We start from the raw sequence: 19,115 nt of genomic DNA, 5'->3' as shown, positions 1-19,115 counted from the left end.
CTTGTTTCAGCATCCAGCCGGCGGCAGGCGCTACCGTTCGATCACCTAGGGTAGCGCCTGCGGGATGGTGGATCCTGAACCAGGTTCAGGAGACGGGGGTCAGGCCGTTGCCGGCTGCTTCTTCGCGATCGCGCCGAGCAGGTCGTCGAACGCCTTCACGAACGAGGCGACGCCCTCTTCGACTAGCTTGCCGGTCACGCCGTTGAGGTCCAGCCCCAGCCGCTCGGCCTCGGCCAGCGTGTGCTTCGCCCCGTCGATGTCCGCAGTGATTGTCTCGGCCGCAGTGCCATGGTCGCGGAACGCGTCCATCGTCTTGGGCGGCATCGTGTTCACCGTGTCCTTGCCGATCAGCGTGTCGATGTAGAGTGTGTCGGGATAGGCCGGGTCCTTGACCCCAGTCGATGCCCAGAGCAGCCGCTGCGGCTGCGCGCCCTTGGCGGCCAGCGCCTGCCAGCGATCGGTCTTGAGGAAGTCGAGATACCATTGATACGCCATCTTGGCGTTGGCGATCGCGACCTTGCCGCGCACGGCCTTGAGCGCGTCGGCTTCCGCATCGCCCTTTTCGATCCGTGCGTCGATTTCCTTGTCGATTGTCGCGTCGATGCGGCTGACGAAGAAGCTCGCGACGCTGGCGATCCGGTCGATCGGCTGGCCCTGCTTCACGCGCTCCTCGAGCCCCATCGCATAGGCCTCGGCGACGCGCTGATACGCCTCGAGCGAGAAGAGCAGCGTCACGTTGACGTTGATCCCGGCAGCGATCGTCGCCGCGATCGCCGGTGCGCCCGCGAGCGTGCCGGGGATCTTGATCATCAGGTTCGGCCGGTCGACCATCCCCCAAAGCTTCTGCGCCTCGGCGATCGTCGCGTCGGTGTCGTCCGAGATGTAGGGCGACACTTCGAGGCTGACATAGCCGTCCTTTGCGTCGAGCTTGTCATAAACCGGCTTCAGCGTGTCCGCCGCCGCCTTGATGTCCTGGATCGCCAGATGCTCGTAGCGATCGATCGTCGCCGCGCCGGCATGCTCCTTGTCATAAGCGGCGAGCGTCGAGTCATAGGCGTCGCCATGCCCCATCGCCTTTTCGAAGATCGACGGGTTGGAGGTGACGCCGGTCAGGCCGTCCTCGTCGACCAGCTTCTGCAGGCCGCCGGCCTCGAGAAACTTGCGGTCGACGAAATCGAGCCATACCGCCTGGCCGAAGCCTTCGAGCTGGTTGAGCGCACCCATCACTTGGTCTCCATCACTTCGCGGGCCACCTTGACGACATTGTCGACGGTGAACCCGAACTTGTCGGCGAGTTTGGCGAGCGGTGCGGAAGCACCGAAGGTCGACATGGTGATCGTCGCGCCGTCCAGCCCGACATATTTCGCCCAGCCGATCTCGCCCGCCATCTCGACCGCGACGCGGGCCTTGACGCTACGCGGCAAGACGCTGTCCTTGTACGCCTGATCCTGCAGCTCGTAGCGGTGCCAGCTCGGCAGCGATACGACGCGGCTCTTGACGCCGTCGGCGATCAGCTTCTCGTGCGCATCGACGACCAGCGACAGCTCGGACCCGGTCGCGATCAGGATCACGTCGGGGGTGCCGTCACAGTCGGCGAGGACGTAGCCACCCTTCGCCACCCCGTCGGCGCTCGCATATTTCGTCCGGTCGAGCGTCGGAAGCGCCTGGCGCGACAGGATCAGCGCGGCGGGCGTGCTCGCATCCTGCATCACCGCCTTGTACGCGGCCGCGACTTCGTTCGCGTCGCCCGGGCGGATCGTGTCGAGCCCGGGGATCGCGCGTAGCGTCGCCAGATGCTCGATCGGCTGGTGAGTCGGGCCGTCTTCGCCGACACCGATCGAGTCATGCGTGAACACCCAGATCGCGCCGATCTCCATGATCGCCGACAGCCGGATCGGTGCGCGCATATAGTCGGAGAAGACCAGGAAGGTCGAACCGTAGGAGCGCAGGTGCGACAGCGTCATGCCGTTCACGACGCCGCCCATGCCGTGCTCGCGCACGCCGAAGTGGAAGTTCTGGCCACCGTAGTTGCCGGGCTCGAACGACGGCTTGCCCTTGATGTCGGTCTTGGTCGACGGCGCCAGATCGGCGGACCCGCCGATCAGCCACGGTACCTTAGCCGCGATCGCGTTGAGCACCTTGCCGCCCGATTCACGGCTCGCGATACCCTTCGCGTCCGCCTCGAATACCGGGATGTCGGCATCCCAGCCTTCGGGCAGCTCGTCCTTGAGCATCAGGTCGAGCTCGGCGGACAGGTCGGGATATTCGGTGCGATAGGTGTCGGTCAGCTTGACCCATTCGTCGCGCAGCTTGGCGCCGCGGTCCGCGATCGCGTCGTGGAAATGCGCGGCGACGCCCTCGGGGACGTAGAACGATTTGTCCTCGGGCCAGCCATAGGCCTGCTTGGTCAAACGGACATTCTCTTCGCCAAGCGGTTCGCCATGCGCCTTCTCGGTACCCGCCTTCGGGCTGCCATAGCCGATCACCGAATGGACGACGATGAAGGTCGGCTTGTCGCTCGTCGCCTTGAAGGTCTCGATCGCTGCGGCGAGCGCCTTGGTGTCGTTGGCGTCGTCGATATGGATGACGTTCCAGCCATAGGCCTCGAAGCGCAGGCCGACATCCTCGTCGAACGCGAGGTCGGTGCCGCCCTCGATCGAGATGTGGTTGCTGTCGTAGAGCCAGCAGAGGTTGCTGAGCTTCAGGTGCCCGGCGAGGCTCGCGGCCTCGGACGCGACGCCCTCCATCATGTCGCCGTCGCCGCACAGCGTGTAGACGTCATGGTCGAACAGCGTGAAGCCATCCTTGTTGTAGCGCGCCGCCAGCCAGCGCTCGGCAATCGCCATGCCGACCGAGTTGCTGCAGCCGGCACCCAGCGGACCGGTGGTGGTCTCGACGCCGGTGGTGTGGCGATATTCGGGGTGGCCCGGGGTCTTGGACGACAGCTGCCGGAACTGCCGGATATCCTCAAGGCTGACCGCCTCCTTGCCGCTCTTCTCGCCGTCGGCACCGATTTCCTCGATGCCGGCCAGATGGATCAGCGAATAGAGCAGCATCGACGCGTGACCGACCGACAGCACGAAACGGTCGCGGTTGGGCCAGTCGGCGTGCGCGGGATCGTAGCGCAGGAACTGCGACCAGATCGTGTAGCCGACCGGCGCGAGCGCCATCGGCGTGCCCGGATGGCCCGAATTGGCCTTTTGCACGGCGTCCATCGACAGCGTGCGGATCGTATCGATGGTCAGTCGCTCGAGCGATCCGTCCTCGTGCAGCTTCGGGTCCGCCGTTGGGGCGGCGGTCTGTGTATCGGTCATGCAGAAAGCCTCGCTCTAGACTGTACCGAACGCCGCGCGTCCGATCTGGTTGCCAAGATAGAGCCCCTTTAGGCCGATGCGCCCGAGCGTTCCAGCCGCGTAACGATGCCATCGTCCGCAATATAGGCAGCATCCACCTCGTTCAGGAACAGCCCGTGGCCGAGCACGCCGGGGATACCGGCGAGCGTGGCCGCCAGCGTGCCGACGTCGTCCGGCATCGTGAACCGGCAGTCCGCGACGAGGTTGCCCTGGTCGGTGCGATAGTCGGCGCGCACGACGGGCGCACCGCCCATTTCCGCGAGGACGCGCAGGACATAGGCGGCGGCGAAGGGCAGGATCTCGACCGGCAGCTTCGCCGCACCGATCCTCGCGACCCGCTTCGATCCGTCGGCGATCACGATCATCCGGTCCGAGCTCGCCGCGACGATCTTCTCGCGGAGCATCGCCCCCCCTGCCCCCTTGATCGCGAACAGCCGCGAGTCGATCTCGTCGGCGCCGTCGATCGTCAGGTCGACCCGGGACACGCCGGCAAAGTCGACGATCAGTATGCCGGCCGCGCGCGCCAGCCGTTCGCTCGCCGCGGAGGTCGCGACCGCGCGGATCGCGAGCCCCTGCGCGACACGATCGCCAAGGCCCGCAATCGCGAACGCCGCAGTCGATCCCGTCCCGAGCCCGACCAGCATCCCGTCGCGCACCTCCGCGATCGCTGCCAGCGCCGCCGCCTTTTTGTCGTCGTTCATCACCTGCCCTCGTCAACGCAGCCACCGAGGGCGCATTTTCGCACCCGCTATGCAACCGACACACTTCTGGTACATTTGCGTGGTTAGGGCAGCCTAGTACACCGATCGCGAGCGGAACCAGATTTGATAGCACGACATTTTCCGGGGCGGCTCGCCTCGACCGGATCCGCTTTGGGCCTGATCGCCTTCGCGCTTGCGGGCTGCTCGGGTGGCGGTGACAAGGCGCAGGGCAAGGGCAAGGGCGCGAACGCTCCCGGCCAGGGCACGCCGACCGTCGGCTATGTCGTCGTCCAGCCGACCAGCGTCGCGATGACCACGGAACTCAGCGGGCGCACGACCGCGTTCGAAAGCTCGGATGTCCGCCCCCAGGTCAACGGCATTATCCGCCGCCGCTTCTTCACCGAAGGCACCCTCGTGAAGCGCGGCCAGCCGCTCTACGAGATCGACCCGCGCCTGTACCGCGCCGCCGCCAACGAGGCACAGGCGAACCTGCGCAGTGCGCAGGCGAATGCGCAGGCGCAGGGCATCCTCGCCGCCCGCTACAAGCCGCTCGCCGAGATGGAGGCGATCAGCAAGCAGGACTATACCAACGCCATCGCGACCTCGCGCCAGGCCACCGCCTCGGTCGCGCAGACGCGCGCCGCGCTGGAAACCGCGCGGATCAACCTGAAGTTCACGACCGTCCCCGCCCCGATCACCGGGCGGATCGGCCGCTCGCTGTTCACCGTCGGCGCGCTGGTGTCGGCCAGCCAGACCGATCCGCTCGCGCAGATCCAGCGGCTCGACCCGATGTTCGTCGATATCCAGCAATCCTCCGCCGACATGCTGACGCTGCGGCGGTCGCTGGGGCGGAACGGCATCGTCGCAACTCGCGCCGAAGTCCGCCTCTCGCTCGAGGACGGCAGCGATTACGGCGCCACCGGCTCGGTCGAGTTCGCCGAGGCGCTGGTCAACGTCGAGACCGGTACTGTGACGCTGCGCGCGCGCTTCCCCAATCCGCAGGGGCTGCTGCTGCCCGGCATGTTCGTCCGCGCACGGTTCGCGCAGGCGACGAACACCCGCGCCTTCCTGGTCCCGCAGGCCGCCGTCGCACGCGATGCCAAGGGCAACGCAACCGTCTACGTGATCAGTGCGCAGAACAAGGCGGTGCAGAAGACGATCAAGGCCGACCGCACGCAGGGCGCCTTCTGGGTCGTGACCGACGGGATCAACGCGGGCGACAAGATCGTCACGCAGGGCCTGTCGAAGCTCGCGCCGAACCAGAACGTCAAGCCCGTGCCCGCCAACAGCGCGCAGATCATCAAGCCGCCATCGAAGGAGCAGCAGGAGAAATCCGGCGGGTCCGGCGGCCAAGGCAAGGCCGGCTAACAGCCCATGCTCTCCAGAATCTTCATCGATCGCCCGATCTTCGCCTGGGTGATCGCGATCATCATCATGCTGGGCGGCGTGGGCGCGATCATGGGCCTGCCGATCGCGCAGTATCCCGACGTCGCCCCGCCACAGGTGACGGTGCGCGCCACGTTCCCGGGCGCCAACGCACAGACCATCCAGAACAGCGTCACGCAGGTCGTCGAACAGTCGCTGACCGGCATCGACGGGCTGCTCTACTTCAGTTCGTCGTCGAGCTCGCGCGGATCGGTGACGATCACCGTCACCTTCTCCAAGGGCACCGATCCCGACATCGCGCAGGTCCAGGTCCAGAACCAGGTCCAGCAGTCGCTGTCGCGCCTTCCCAGTCAGGTCCAGCAACAGGGCCTGGTCGTCCGCAAGTCCAACCCGGACAACCTCCTGATCGTCGGCGTCTATGACGAAACCGACAAGATGACCAACCAGGACGTCTCGGACTATCTCGTCTCGAACCTTCAGGACCCGCTCGGCCGCATTCCCGGCATCGGCGACAGCAACGTGTTCGGCGCGCAGTACGCGATGCGGATCTGGCTGAACCCCAACAAGCTCGCCGCGGTCCAGCTGATCCCCAGCGACGTCACCACCGCGATCCAGGCGCAGAACACCGAAGTCGCCGCCGGCGAACTCGGCGGCCAGCCCCAGCCCGATACGCAGATGCTCAACGCGACGGTGACCGCACAGTCCCGCCTGCAGACCCCGGAGCAGTTCGCCAACATCATCCTCAAGACGCAGAGCGACGGCGCGACCGTCAAGCTCAAGGACGTCGCACGGATCGAGCTCGGTGCCGAGAACTACAACGCGCGCAGCCGCGTCAACCGCCATCCGGGCGCTGGTATCGCGGTGCTGCTCGCCCCCGGCGCCGACGCGCTCAAGACCGCCGAGCTGGTCAAGGCGTATATCAGCGAGCAGGCCAAGAGCTTCCCGCCGGGCCTGAAATTCGCCTACGCCAACGACACCACTGACTTCATCAAGCTGTCGATCGAGGAGGTCGTCAAGACGCTGATCGAGGCGATCATCCTGGTCGTCATCGTCATGTTCGTCTTCCTGCAGAGCTGGCGCGCGACGCTGATCCCGGCGATCGCGGTGCCGGTGGTGCTGCTCGGCACGCTCGGCGTTTTCTATCTCGCGGGCTTCTCTATCAACACGCTGACGCTGTTCGGACTTGTGCTCGCGATCGGCCTGCTGGTCGACGACGCGATCGTGGTCGTCGAGAACGTCGAGCGCCTGATGGAGGAGGACCCCGAGCTCTCCCCGCGCGATGCGACCGTCAAGTCGATGGACGAGATCACCGTCGCACTGATCGCGATCGCGCTCGTTTTGTCGGCGGTGTTCCTGCCGATGGCGTTCTTCGGCGGGTCGACCGGCGTCATCTATCGTCAGTTCTCGGTGACGATGGTCGCGGCGATGATGCTGTCCGTGCTGGTCGCGCTCGTACTGAGCCCCGCACTGACCGCGACGCTGCTGAAGCAGAAGAAGACCGACGAGAATGGCGACCCCGAGCAGAGCTGGGGCCAGCGCAAATTCCCGAAGACGTCGCGGTTCTTCAGCCGCGCCGGCGACAAATTCAACACGACGTTCGACCGCGGTATCGAGAAATACACCGGCGCGGTGAAGGCCGTGGTCGCGCGCAAATGGCTGTTTCTGCTGATCTATGCCGGCGTCGTCGCACTGCTCGCGGTGCTGTTCCTACGCCTGCCGACGGGCTTCCTGCCGACCGAGGACCAGGGTGCCGGCATCGTCCAGTTCCAGCTGCCCGCGGGCGCCACCCAGGGCCGTACCTTCGCGCTGCAGAAGCAGATCGAGAATTATTACTTTCAGAACGAGGGCAAGAACGTCCGCACGATGTTCACCGTGTCCGGCGGCGGCGGCGGTGGCGCGAGTGGTCAGAACACCGGCCAGGGCTTCGTCTCGTTCGCGCCCTGGGATGACCGCAAGGGCAAGGAAAACAACGCCGATTCCATCACCGGGCGTGCATCGGCAGCGTTCCAGGGGTTCCGCGACGCACAGGTCTACTCCCTGGTCCCCCCCGCCGTCCGCGGCCTGGGACAGTCCAACGGCTTCACGATGCAGTTGCAGAACGCCGGCGGGCTGAGCCAGACCGAGTTCAACGCCGCGCGCGATAAGCTGCTCGCGGCCGCGCGTGCGGACCCGACGCTGACGGCGATCCGCCTGACCGAACTGCCCGACGTCGCGACGCTGAAAGTCGATATCGACCAGCAGAAGCTCGCCGCGCTGGGGCTCACGCAGGCCAACGTCAACTCGACGCTGTCGACCGCCTGGGGCGGCAGCTACGTCAACGACTTCATCGATCGCGGCCGCGTCAAGCGCGTCTATGTCCAGGGCGACGCGCCCTATCGCGCATCGCCTACCGACCTCAGCCAGTGGTTCGTGCGCGGCAGCAACGGCCAGATGGCGCCGTTCTCGTCGTTCGCGCGGACCAGCTGGAGCCAGGCGCCGACCACGTTGTCGCGCTTCAACGGCATCGCCTCGTATGAAATCCAGGGCTCCGCCGCCGCCGGCAAGAGCTCGGGCGACGCGATGGAGCGGATCGCACAGCTTGCGGGCGAGATCCCCGGCACGTCGGTCGCCTGGTCGGGGCTGTCCTACCAAGAGCGCCTATCCTCGGGCCAGGCGCCGTTGCTCTACGGGCTGTCGCTGCTCGTCGTGTTCCTGTGCCTTGCGGCGCTCTATGAAAGCTGGACGATCCCGATCGCGGTGATGCTCGTCATTCCGCTCGGTCTCGTCGGCGCGATCCTCGCCGTCACGCTGCGCGGGCTGATCAACGACGTGTATCTGCAGATCGGCCTGCTCACGACGATGGGCCTGGCGGCCAAGAACGCGATCCTGATGATCGAATTCGCCGAGCAGGAAGAACAGAAGGGCGCCAGCGTCATGGACGCTGCGCTCTCCGCGGCGAAGATCCGTCTCCGCCCGATCCTGATGACGTCGTTTGCCTTCATCCTGGGCGTGCTGCCGTTGGCGATCTCGACCGGGGCTGGCGCCAACAGCCGGATCGCGATCGGTACCGCAGTGATCGGCGGCATGCTGACCGCGACGTTGCTCGCGATCTTCTACATCCCGCTGTTCTTCGTGCTCGTCCGCCGCGGCGCGCGCGACGGCCTCGCCAAGCTGCGCGGCAAGCCGACCGGCCACCAGGGCGGCAAACCCAAGAATGACGAGCCCTTGGGGCCCCCGAAGCCGGAGCCCGCATGATGCGTTTCGTCCCCCTCCTGATCGCCGCCACCGCGCTTGCCGGCTGCTCGCTCGCGCCGAAATATGCACGCACCGAACTGCCGGTGCCGCCGTCCTGGCCGGTCGGCGACGCCTATCTGCGCCAGTCCGAGGCGGCACTGCCCGCGATCACCTACCGCGACGTCTTCCGCGATCCGCGATTGCAGGCGGTCATCGTCCAGGCACTCGCCAACAACCGCGACCTGCGCGTCGCCGCCGCGAACATCGCCGCGGCGCGCGCGCAATACCGCATCCAGCGCGCCGATCTGCTCCCACAGGTCGATGCCAGCGGCCGCTACAGCTATTCGGGTGGGGGCAACGGCGCACGCAGCACCGCGACGAGCGGTGGCGGGACCGGCGGCACGGGCACGGGGACCGGCGGTACGGAAACCGGCACCGGGACCGGCGGTACCGGAACGGGTACGGGCACAGGCGCCGGAGGAACGGTCGTCAGTTCGTCGAACTCGAACAGCGCCTTCTCGGTCGATCTGGGCAGCACTGCGTTCGAGCTCGACCTGTTCGGCCGTATCCGCTCGCTCACCGGTGCCGCGCTCAACCGCTATTTCGAGACAGAGGCCGCAGCACGCGCGACCCGGCTGACGCTCGTCGGCGACATCGCCAACGCCTGGCTGACCTATGCCGCCGACCAGAGCCTGCTCAAGATCGCGCAGGATACGGCCGCCAGCGCGGAACGCAGCGTCACGCTCACCACCGCACGGCTCCGCGGCGGCATCGCGCCGCGCACCGACCTGCGTCAGGCGCAGCAGATCCTCTTCACCGCGCAGTCCGACCTTGCCGAACAGCGCACTGCGCTCTCGCAGGACGTCAATGCGCTGCAGCTGCTGGTCGGCGCGCCGGTCGATCCGACGCTGCTTCCCGCATCGATCGACCAGGCGTTCCCGACCGTCGCCACCCTCCCCGCCGGCCTCGACAGCGGCATCCTGTTGCGCCGACCCGACGTGGTGGAAGCCGAATATGCGCTGCGCGCCGCCAATGCCGAGATCGGCGCAGCGCGCGCGGAACTGTTCCCGCGCGTGTCGCTGACCGGGCTGCTCGGCTTCGCCAGCAGCGCGCTGTCGTCGCTGTTCACCGGCGGCGCGTTCAATTACTCGGTCGCGCCATCGGTCAGCTACCCGATCTTCCGCGCCGGCGCGGGTGTCGCCGGCGTCGCCTATTCGAAGGCACAACGCGACGCCGCGCTCGCCACCTACGAGAAATCGATCCAGACCGCGTTCCAGGAAACATCGGACGCGCTCGCGCGCGCCGGCACGCTCGACGACCAACTCCGCGCCAACCGCAACTTCGCCGACGCCGCGGCGGACACCTACCGCCTGACCGAGGCACGCTACCGCGGCGGCATCGACACCTTCCTCAACAGCCTCGACGCGCAGCGCTCGCTATATACGGCGCAGCGCAACCTGGTCGCGACGTTGCTAGTGGGCGGCCAGAACCGCGTGACGCTGTACCGCGTGCTGGGCGGCGATTCGACGCTGGAGGCGACTGCGGATGGGCCGAGGCCGGTGACGGCAACCGGGGCGCCGCGCACGGAGGCGAACTGACGGCTAGCGGTAGCGCGCCGTCATGCGTGCGATCGCTCGCGTGAGGCCGGGGACGAACATCGTGTCCTGACCCTGCATCCAGGCAACTGCGACCGGCAACCGCCACCGCATGATGTCGCGCCGACGTCGTCTCGATAGCAGGCAATACCAGAACAAATACCATTCCGCGGACATATGCCGCAGGATCCGTGCCGGCGGATAGCGACGCATGAAGCGGCCATAGCCGCCGTAGCGGATGAGCAATTCGCTGCGTGCGACATCCGCCTCCGCCACCCCGACATAGGCTTTGGCCCAGTCGATGGCGGCGAGACCGTCGGGGGTCGCGATGATATTCCCGAAATGCAGATCGCCGTGGCAGAGACGATCGCCATCGGCCCCGTCGCGGAGCACCCGCGCGGCCGCTGCGATCGGCCCCTCCCCCGCAACCGACACAGCGACCTGATGCGTCAGCACTGCCTTCATCGTTGGCAGTCCCGCCCCCGCCGGCTGGCCGTGCAATCGGGTCTGCCACCGTGCCAAGGCGACAAGCGCCAAGGTCATGCCAACGGGGCGTTTACCGACCTTGCGCAACAGAACCAACCCTTCGAGGTACCGCATGATCAGACCGTGGCGCCCCCCAACGCGGACGTGTTCGAAGGGTTCGGCAACCAGCAAACCCAATTCAGCCGCCATCGACGTTGCCAGATACTCACGTTCGACCGTGTGCGACTCGATATGCGAGAAAAAGAGCTTCAGGATCTTCTCATCATCGAGACGAAATACTTCTCCGCTTTGCCCGCGGCCGATGTGCTGGTCCTCGGGGGGGCGATCGATCAGCCGGATCGGGTTAGTCATACGCGGATCCTGCTTTCCAATACTCATTTGGAATAGCCTACGAAATCGAACCGAACACTATGTGATTACCACCGCCGGTGGCCAAGTGTGCGACTTGGAGCAGCGGTTAACGCGACCGAAGCGCCGTATACCGATCGAGACCAGAGACTTGGCCTCCGGACAGGCCTTGAGTGTACCGGAGACCCTGCGACCAACGCCCCCCCCTGGCCATAGACTGTGCCGACGTTTGCCGCCGAACTTTCATTCTTTGGCAGGACGAGCCATTCAGCGCTCCGGAACGCGACCGCGCCAACCTCGACCGCTACTCGCCAGACAAGCGGTCGAGGATCTTGCCTTTGCTAGATGCGATGCAGATCGACACAAGAACGCTCGATAGCTGCAGCATCAGCTTTCGGCCAACACGCCCCGCAGATACCGGCCATAATCCGACTTGCCGAGCTTCACGATCGCCTTCTCCAGCTGCGGACCGTCGATGAACCCCTGGCGGAAGGCGATTTCTTCAGGGCTGGCGATCTTGAAGCCTTGGCGCTTTTCCAGGACGCGAACGAACTCGGCCGCGTCGAGCAGGCTGTCCGGGGTGCCGGTGTCGAGCCAGGCATAGCCCCGGCCCATGATCTCCACGTTCAGTTCGCCCCGCTCCAGGTAGACGCGGTTGACGTCGGTGATCTCCAGCTCGCCGCGCGCAGACGGTTTCATGTTGGCGGCGATGTCTACCACTTGGGCGTCGTAGAAGTAGAGGCCGGTGACCGCCCAGTTGGACTTGGGCTGCTCCGGCTTCTCCTCGATCGTGATCGCCTTCATGTCCTCGTTGAAGCTGACCACGCCATAGCGTTCGGGATCGTTGACGTGATAGGCAAACACGCTCGCCCCGCCGCTGCGCGACGATGCACTGCCGAGGATTTCGGGGAGACCATGCCCATGATAGATATTGTCTCCGAGGATCAGTGCAGAAGGCTGACCATCAACGAAATCGGCACCGATGATATAGGCCTGCGCCAGACCGTCGGGGCTTGGCTGCTCGGCATATTCTATCGTCATGCCCCAAGCGGATCCGTCGCCCAGCAATGATCGGAAGGCCGGCAGATCCCGCGGAGTCGAGATGATCAGCACTTCGCGAATTCCCGCCAGCATCAGCGTGCTGAGCGGATAATAGATCATCGGCTTGTCATAGACCGGCATGAGCTGCTTCGACGTCGAAAGCGTCATGGGGTAGAGACGCGTGCCACTGCCGCCAGCGAGAATGATACCCTTCATCGGTCGTTCCTTTAGGTAAGATCAGGCAGCGCGAAGACGTGCAACCGTAGTGGCGAGCGATCCCTGCCACGCGGGGAGAGCAATGCCGTGGACTGCAGCAATCCGATCGCAATCAAGCCGCGAATTGGCGGGGCGCATCGCGGGCGTCGGATAATCCGCGGTGCCGATCGGTCGCACCGATGCCGACGGCCCATTCCTTGCGCCGGATTCAGCAAAAATGGCTTCGGCGAAATCCGCCCAGCTGGCATCGCCCTGCGCGGTCATATGAAATGTCCCGCGCATGGCCGGATCGCTGTGGGACACGAGATTGGCCACGACAGCCAGGATACCGTCGGCGATATCGAGTGCGCTGGTAGGGTTGCCGACCTGATCCGCGACGACCGACACTTCGTCCCGGTCACCCGCCAGACGCAACATCGTTTTGACGAAGTTCGCACCGAACGGGCTGTAGACCCATGCAACGCGAAGCACCGCGCTGTTCTCGCCATAGGTCGAGAGCACTGCCTGCTCGCCCGCCAGCTTTGAGGCGCCATACACACCGGTTGGTCCGGTCTGGTCGGTTTCCCGATATGGGCGGTCCAGCTTGCCGTCGAACACATAGTCCGTCGAAACATGGATGAGCGGCACACCCAGCGCCTTTGCCGCCTGCGCAACTGCGCCTGCGCCCGCGCCATTGACCGCGTACGCAAGAGCGCTTTCCGTCTCGGCGCGATCAACAGCGGTGTAGGCAGCCGCGGAGACTATCGCATCAGGAGCTGCCGCGGCGAGCGCACGAGCGACCGATTCCGGATCGGCCAGATCCAGCTGCGGACGACCGACCGTTATGACGTCGTGCCCCGCAATCGCGCCGCGCTCGACCAGGCTGGTGACGACCTGGCCAGCCTGGCCCGTGACGGCGATCCTCATGCCTTTACGGCCTCCGCAGTGGGAGCGGCATCCGCCAGTCCGAGCCGCTGTCCGTCATACTCGTCGCGAAGCGGCTGCCACCACCACGAATTGTCCAGATACCAGCGCACCGTCTTTTCGATGCCGCTGTCGAAATTCTCCTGCGCACGCCAGCCCAGCTCCGTTTCCAGCCTGGTCGCGTCGATCGCGTAGCGTGCATCATGCCCGGGACGATCGGTGACATATTCGATCAAATCGACGCGCGGCGCCTCGATCGGCACCAGTTCGTCGAGCACTGCGCATATCCGCAGTACGACGTCGATGTTCTTGCGTTCGTTGCGGCCACCGACATTGTACGTCTCGCCAGGAACGCCGCGCTCGATAATAATGTCGAGCGCACGGGCATGATCGTCGACGTAGAGCCAGTCGCGAATATTCTCACCCGTGCCATAGACCGGCAACTTGCGTCCCTCGAGGGCATTGAGGATCGCGAGCGGGATCAGTTTCTCGGGGAAATGATAGGGGCCGTAATTGTTCGAACAGTTCGATACCACGACCGGCAGACCATAGGTCCGCTGCCAGGCTTTCGCCAGATGGTCCGACGCCGCTTTGGAGGCCGAATAGGGCGAACTGGGATCGTAGGGCGTCGTTTCTTCGAACAAACCCTCGTCGCCGAGCGAGCCGTAGACTTCGTCGGTGGAGACATGGAGAAAGCGGAAGGCAGCCTTGGCGTCGCCATCGAGCGTGTTCCAGTAGGCGCGTGCCGCCTCCAGCAGGGTAAAGCTGCCAACGACGTTGGTCTGGATGAAATCCGCCGCGCCGGTGATCGAGCGATCGACGTGGCTTTCGGCAGCCAGATGCATGATGCGATCGGGCGCAAAGCCGACAATCGCCTCGTCCATCGCGGCGCGATCGCAGATATTGGCCTTCAGAAAACGATGATTGGCATTGTCCTCAACCGCCTTCAACGATGCCTCGCACCCGGCATAGGTCAGCGCATCGATGGTCAGGACCTCGTAGCCCTTTTCCAGCACCAGATAGCGGACCAAGGCCGAGCCGATGAAGCCGGCGCCGCCGGTGACGATCACACGCATGGGTTATTTGCTCCAGGAGAAATAGGCAGGAAGTTCGGACAGACGCGGCTGCTTGCGGTCCTTCGCCGAAAGAGTGTCGGGGTCGGCGACGGCCGGCCAAGCAATGCCGATCGCGGGATCGTCCCAAGCCAGCCCCTTGTCGCATTCGCTACTGTAATATCCCGTTACCTTGTAAGATATGACAGTGTCGGGCTCGAGCGAGCAAAAACCGTGGGCGAAGCCGGGAGGAACCCACAATTGCTTGCCGTTGTCCGGGGTCAGGGTTTCGCCGACCCATTTGCCATAGGTCGGCGAGCCCTGACGAATATCCACGGCCACGTCGAACAGCGCGCCCGCGGTGCAGCGCACCAACTTGCCCTGGGCATGGGGATCACTCTGGAAATGCAGGCCACGGATCGTGCCGGACCTGGCGCTACGCGACTCGTTATCCTGCACGAACGCATGATGACCGACCTTTTGCGCGAACAGGTCAGCGCGAAACGTCTCGGCGAAATAGCCGCGTTCATCGCCGATGTGTCGCGGCGTCAGGAGGACGACGTCGGAAATGTCGAATGTCTGGACTTCCATGGTACCTCGCAGAAAATATCGCAACGTCCGCCGGCAATTACCGGTTGCTGTTCTGAACCGTCTGAACCGCGCTAGTGACCGTCAGAATTGGCGAGAATAGCTGGCTGATCAGCTGGACCAGCTTGCTGGGCTGATTGGCCGCCGCGTTGCCGAAGTACAGTACATCCTTGTCCTGGATGGGAAACCGCTGCGACAGGAAATACGCCCCTGTCTTCATCATGTCCAAGTGATAGACGACCGGAGCTTCAACGCCGTCGGACCCACGAACGTAGCGGAAGATGAAGATCGCGGCCGGATCGCCGGTTGCCGGATTGGCGCCCCCCGCCGCGGCGATGGCCTCCGCCAGCGACACCGTCGACCGATTGAACACCGCCTGTTCGACGCGCCCGGACGCGCCCAGAACCGAGTAGGTCCGCGGGTTGCTGAGTAGCGTCAGCCGATCGCCAGGATAGGCACGCACGTCCAGCGCGGGATCGTCGGCCAGATCGTTCACACGCAGATCGACGCTCTTGCCCTTGCGCGTTACCCGCAAGGTAAGATCGCGCGCAATGCCGCGATAACCGCCCGCAAGCGCCACCACGTCCGAGAGACTTTCGCGATTGGTCTGCAGGACCAGCCGGCCCGGCCGTGCCACTTCACCGCTTACGATGACCGAATTCGTGATCGCCTGGCTCATCGTGACCAGAACCTGCGGCATCTGCGACAGCTTCCGCAACGAACGGAGGATCTTCGCCTCCACGCCACGCAGGGTGAGACCGGCGACATGCTGCTGCCCCGCGTAAGGGATGGTGATGTCACCTTGGTCGTCGACCCGGGTTGGCGGCAGCTTCTGGACCTGCACGCCGGGCGCCGCCGCGGCCTGAGCCCCCGCTGAACCGCCGCTGGCAGCGGAAAAGAGTGCGACTCCCGCTTCATAGATACTGATGTCGAGAACGTCGCCAGGACCGACCAGATCCGTCGGCGGGGGCGCGAGTTCGGTCAGCACCGCGGCAGGGGCGAGATTCGCGCCGGCGCCCGGCAGGTCGGCGACCGTGTTGACGTGCACGACCTGGATCGGCGCCGTCCCATCCTCGGGTTCGATCGCGGATTTCTCGACCTGCTTGCCGGTCGGGCCGCTCGACGGAAGGGTCGCGCAGCCTGCCAATGCCACGAGAACTGGCAGAAAAATTGACTTTTTAGCGTTCATCATTCCTGATCTCGAAACATTAAGCGGCACTGATGATGGTCGCTTAGCATCGGCGTTCGGAAATGAGCAATCCTTCCTTCATACACGCGCCGCTTTCCCCCGATCGACTGGTGCGACCGGGTGACCTGAGGCCACACGACCTTGCGCAACGACGCGCGTTGGCCTAGCGGCTAACGCTCATGTACACGCTGCAGGCCAAGCAAAATTTATGAACGCCACTCTCTCGGGCTCTGTCGACGATGAAGCGCCAATTCGGCGATCCGCCTTGTGGGAGCGCATAAAGAAGCGACGCCTGTTCATTCTGATTGTCATGCTGCCGACGTTCCTGGCGGTCGTCTATTATGGCCTAATCGCATCGGACGTGTACATTTCCGAATCGCGCTTCGTTATCAAGAGCGCGGATCAGAAGCGGTCGCAGATGTCGACGCTCGCTAATCTGGTGCAAACGACCGGCATATCAGGCGGACAGGAACAGACGAACGAAGTCCTGACTTTCGTACGGTCGCGCGATGCTCTGCGGTCGCTGGAGAAGAATCCGGGCGTAAGCAGCAGGTTTTCGGTACCGGAGGCAGACGTGTTTTCGCGCTTCCCGCGCCCCTTTTCATCCTCGAGCTTCGAAAGCCTGTTCAAATATTATAGTGACATGGTCGATGCACGCTTTGATTCCGACGATGGCACTGCGATTATCAAAGTGCATGCGTTCAAGCCCTTCGACAGCTACATCATCAACAAGCGCCTACTTGATCTGAGCGAGGGGCTGGTCAACCGGCTCAATGCCCGCGCACAGGCCAAAGCCATCGCCGAGGCCCAGAAGCAGGTCGAGCTTGCTACAAACAGGGCGAGGGCAGCGCGTGTGGCGTTGGGGCAGTATCGCAACGCGCAGTCGGTGATCGATCCCGCTAAGCAGGCCGTAGGCGTATTGGAGATCTCGAATTCGCTGATCGCACAACGCGCCGCGCTCCTGGCGCAGATAGAGCTGATGCAAAGCGTCGCCCCGCGTAACCCGTCGATCCCAGCCCTGCGCAGCCGGGCCCGCGCCCTGACGGTCCAGATCGCCTCGCAGGACAGCCGTGTGGTTGGCAGCGGCAGCGGCATAGCCTCGAAAATGGGCGGATATGAAAGCCTGCTCGTCGAGCAGGAGTTTGCGTCGCAAAGCACAACGGCCGCGAACGCCGCGCTCGTTCAGGCGCGTGCCGACGCACAGCGCCAGCAATACTATCTCGAGCGGGTCGTGGACCCCAATATTCCGGATCAGCCACTCCTTCCCAAGCGACTGATCAACATCATCACGGTTGCCGGTGCGGCGCTATGCCTCTATTTCATCGCTTGGATGTTCATGGTCGGCGTCCTCGAGCATGCTCCGGACAATGATTGATGCGCTCAGCTAGCTTCGACAAGCTCCGGGAAGGCTGGTCGGTACAGATACGTGTCATCCACGCTCTGTTGATCCGTGAGTTGATTACCCGTTTCGGGCGCGAGAATATCGGTTTTTTGTGGATCATGGCTGAGCCGCTCTTGTTCGGCGGCTTGGTCGGTATGCTATGGTATTTCTCCCACGGCCCTACGGAGCACGGGATCAACGTCATCGCGTTCGTGGCAACGGGCTATATTCCGATAACCCTGTTTCGACACAGCGTTTCGCGTTGCATCTCCGTGTTCACGGTCAACCAAAGCTTGCTTTATCACCGCCAGATCAAGATCGTTGATTTCATCCTCGCCAGGTTCGTCATCGAAGTGCTGGGCGGGATGATGGCGTATCTGTTTATGGCCGTAGTGTTGATCGCGTTCGGCGCGTTTCCAATTCCGTCCGATATCGGACTGTGGATTGCGGGCTGGTTTGTATACGCGCTCTTCTGCTTCTCGCTTTGCCTCATCATCGCGCCGCTATCGGAAATGTCCGAAGCCATGGAAAAGTTCGTTCCGGTTACGACGTATATCATGATCCCGTTCTCCGGCCTGCTCTATCTGGTATCTTGGATGAAGCCGGGCGTTCGCGATTATCTGCTCCTGTCCCCGTTCGTAAACGGAATGGAAATGATGCGGAAAGGGATATGGGGCGACCAGATCACCGCCTATTACAATATCTGGAACCCAATCGGGTGTTCCGCGGTCGCTGCACTGATCGGCCTCGTGCTGTGCCGCCGCATCCGCCGCCGGATTAGCGTCGAATGATCACTTGTCGCAATGTTACCAAGTCTTACGCCCACGGACGCAAGCAGGTTCTCAAGGACGTCAATCTCGTCGTCGACCGTGGCGATCGGGTTGCCGTTCTCGGAAGGAACGGGGCGGGCAAGAGTACCCTGATCAAACTGATCGGCGGGGTCGAGTTCCCGACCTCTGGAAAAGTGATCCGCGATATGTCGGTATCCTGGCCATTGGGTTTTGCGGGCGGTTTCCAAGGCAGCTTGACGGGCTATGACAACACGCGGTTCATCGCGCGCATCTATCAGCGTGAATACGACTATGTCAGACGGTTCGTAGAGGATTTCACCGAGCTGGGCGGTCAGTTGCGGATGCCGTTGAAAACCTATTCCTCCGGTATGCGGGCGCGCCTAGCGTTTGCGCTGTCGATCGCGATCGAGTTCGACTGCTATCTGATCGACGAGATCATCTTGGTTGGCGATCAGAACTTTCAGCGCAAATGCCATACAGAACTGTTCGACAAACGTGCCGATCGCACGATGATCGTTGCGTCCCATAGCACCGATTTCATCAAGCAGTTCTGCAACAAGGCGGTCGTGATCCAAAACGGCGTTGCTGTCATGTACGATGATCTCGACCTGGCGGTTGAAACCTACTCCAATATGTGAGCGGGGCGCGACGCGATGGTGCGTCGCGCCGTGCGCCCGAACGCTTACCGCATGAAGCTAGCCGCTGTAGCTGTTTTCCTTAACGATGACGCCATGGACGTCAGAAGCGCTTGGCTCGCTTCGTATCGGCGAGGGCAGCCATGCTCACCTCGCCCATAACCAGATATTTTCCGGACCGCTGCCTTAATCGTGAAAGTTGCGGCCGGGATCGCTACCCACTTCAGATCATACTCC

Annotated in this window: 15 protein-coding genes; 6 read left to right on the top strand and 9 right to left on the bottom strand. The window is 63.9% G+C overall.

Annotation, left to right across the window (positions count from 1 at the left end; translation table 11 throughout):
* Nucleotides 1-99: 99 nt before the first annotated feature.
* From tal to rpiA, 3 genes are all read right to left on the bottom strand, one after another.
* Entirely contained in the window at nucleotides 100-1,224 is a 1,125-nt protein-coding gene (tal, locus tag FSB78_RS02205) for a transaldolase (protein ID WP_147079605.1), read from the bottom strand.
* Nucleotides 1,224-3,314 carry a transketolase gene (tkt, locus tag FSB78_RS02200; protein WP_147079603.1) on the bottom strand — a complete coding sequence of 697 codons (2,091 nt, stop codon included), beginning with the start codon at nucleotides 3,312-3,314 and terminating at the stop codon, nucleotides 1,224-1,226. Before tkt ends, tal begins: the two co-directional genes overlap by 1 nt.
* A gap of 68 nt (nucleotides 3,315-3,382) precedes the next feature.
* Nucleotides 3,383-4,054 (bottom strand): ribose-5-phosphate isomerase RpiA, encoded by a 672-nt coding sequence (rpiA, locus tag FSB78_RS02195; RefSeq protein WP_147079600.1) that lies wholly within the window; start codon nucleotides 4,052-4,054, stop codon nucleotides 3,383-3,385.
* 126 nt (nucleotides 4,055-4,180) lie between these two features.
* Here rpiA and FSB78_RS02190 point away from each other — a divergent pair, with 126 nt between their 5' ends.
* The 3 genes from FSB78_RS02190 to FSB78_RS02180 are packed head-to-tail and all read left to right on the top strand — an operon-like array spanning nucleotide 4,181 to nucleotide 10,251.
* On the top strand, nucleotides 4,181-5,422 hold the full coding sequence (locus FSB78_RS02190) for an efflux RND transporter periplasmic adaptor subunit (protein WP_199743231.1): 1,242 nt from the start codon (nucleotides 4,181-4,183) through the stop codon (nucleotides 5,420-5,422).
* Between the two features lie 6 nt (nucleotides 5,423-5,428).
* A complete protein-coding gene (locus FSB78_RS02185) occupies nucleotides 5,429-8,674 on the top strand; it encodes an efflux RND transporter permease subunit (protein ID WP_147079598.1) in 3,246 nt (1,081 codons plus the stop codon).
* Nucleotides 8,671-10,251: an efflux transporter outer membrane subunit gene (locus tag FSB78_RS02180; RefSeq protein ID WP_147079596.1), complete on the top strand. Its 1,581-nt coding sequence runs from the start codon at nucleotides 8,671-8,673 to the stop codon at nucleotides 10,249-10,251. Before FSB78_RS02185 ends, FSB78_RS02180 begins: the two co-directional genes overlap by 4 nt.
* A 3-nt stretch (nucleotides 10,252-10,254) precedes the next feature.
* Here the strand turns inward: FSB78_RS02180 and FSB78_RS02175 are convergent, their stop codons facing one another.
* From FSB78_RS02175 to FSB78_RS02150, 6 genes are all read right to left on the bottom strand, one after another.
* The gene (locus tag FSB78_RS02175; RefSeq protein WP_158637954.1) at nucleotides 10,255-11,085 is read right to left on the bottom strand and encodes a phosphotransferase family protein; all 831 of its coding nucleotides are present in this window, start codon (nucleotides 11,083-11,085) and stop codon (nucleotides 10,255-10,257) included.
* Nucleotides 11,086-11,469: 384 nt separating this feature from the next.
* Nucleotides 11,470-12,339, bottom strand: a complete 870-nt coding sequence (gene rfbA / locus FSB78_RS02170) for a glucose-1-phosphate thymidylyltransferase RfbA (protein WP_147079591.1) — start codon at nucleotides 12,337-12,339, stop codon at nucleotides 11,470-11,472.
* A 21-nt stretch (nucleotides 12,340-12,360) separates the two neighbouring features.
* Nucleotides 12,361-13,245, bottom strand: coding sequence for a dTDP-4-dehydrorhamnose reductase (gene rfbD / locus FSB78_RS02165; protein WP_147079589.1), 885 nt, complete (start codon nucleotides 13,243-13,245; stop codon nucleotides 12,361-12,363).
* Nucleotides 13,242-14,318, bottom strand: coding sequence for a dTDP-glucose 4,6-dehydratase (gene rfbB, locus FSB78_RS02160; RefSeq protein ID WP_147079587.1), 1,077 nt, complete (start codon nucleotides 14,316-14,318; stop codon nucleotides 13,242-13,244). Before rfbB ends, rfbD begins: the two co-directional genes overlap by 4 nt.
* 3 nt (nucleotides 14,319-14,321) lie before the next feature.
* The gene (gene rfbC / locus FSB78_RS02155; protein WP_147079585.1) at nucleotides 14,322-14,885 is read right to left on the bottom strand and encodes a dTDP-4-dehydrorhamnose 3,5-epimerase; all 564 of its coding nucleotides are present in this window, start codon (nucleotides 14,883-14,885) and stop codon (nucleotides 14,322-14,324) included.
* 37 nt (nucleotides 14,886-14,922) lie between these two features.
* The gene (locus FSB78_RS02150; protein WP_147079583.1) at nucleotides 14,923-16,071 is read right to left on the bottom strand and encodes a polysaccharide biosynthesis/export family protein; all 1,149 of its coding nucleotides are present in this window, start codon (nucleotides 16,069-16,071) and stop codon (nucleotides 14,923-14,925) included.
* A 208-nt stretch (nucleotides 16,072-16,279) separates the two neighbouring features.
* On the opposite strand from FSB78_RS02150, the gene FSB78_RS02145 reads away from it, so the two are divergent.
* The 3 genes from FSB78_RS02145 to FSB78_RS02135 are packed head-to-tail and all read left to right on the top strand — an operon-like array spanning nucleotide 16,280 to nucleotide 18,881.
* A complete protein-coding gene (locus FSB78_RS02145) occupies nucleotides 16,280-17,446 on the top strand; it encodes a KpsE/RkpR family capsule polysaccharide export protein (protein ID WP_199743100.1) in 1,167 nt (388 codons plus the stop codon).
* Nucleotides 17,446-18,243, top strand: a complete 798-nt coding sequence (locus tag FSB78_RS02140) for an ABC transporter permease (RefSeq protein ID WP_147079581.1) — start codon at nucleotides 17,446-17,448, stop codon at nucleotides 18,241-18,243. The genes FSB78_RS02145 and FSB78_RS02140 overlap by 1 nt, the downstream gene beginning before the upstream one ends.
* Nucleotides 18,240-18,881 carry an ABC transporter ATP-binding protein gene (locus FSB78_RS02135; protein ID WP_147079579.1) on the top strand — a complete coding sequence of 214 codons (642 nt, stop codon included), beginning with the start codon at nucleotides 18,240-18,242 and terminating at the stop codon, nucleotides 18,879-18,881. The genes FSB78_RS02140 and FSB78_RS02135 overlap by 4 nt, the downstream gene beginning before the upstream one ends.
* The last annotated feature ends 234 nt before the right edge of the window (nucleotides 18,882-19,115 follow it).

Origin of the sequence: Sphingomonas ginsenosidivorax (assembly GCF_007995065.1) — a bacterium.
GTDB classification, from domain to species: domain Bacteria; phylum Pseudomonadota; class Alphaproteobacteria; order Sphingomonadales; family Sphingomonadaceae; genus Sphingomonas; species Sphingomonas ginsenosidivorax.
Note: the sequence above shows the minus strand (reverse complement) of the source record. Positions and strands in the feature narration are given on the sequence as shown.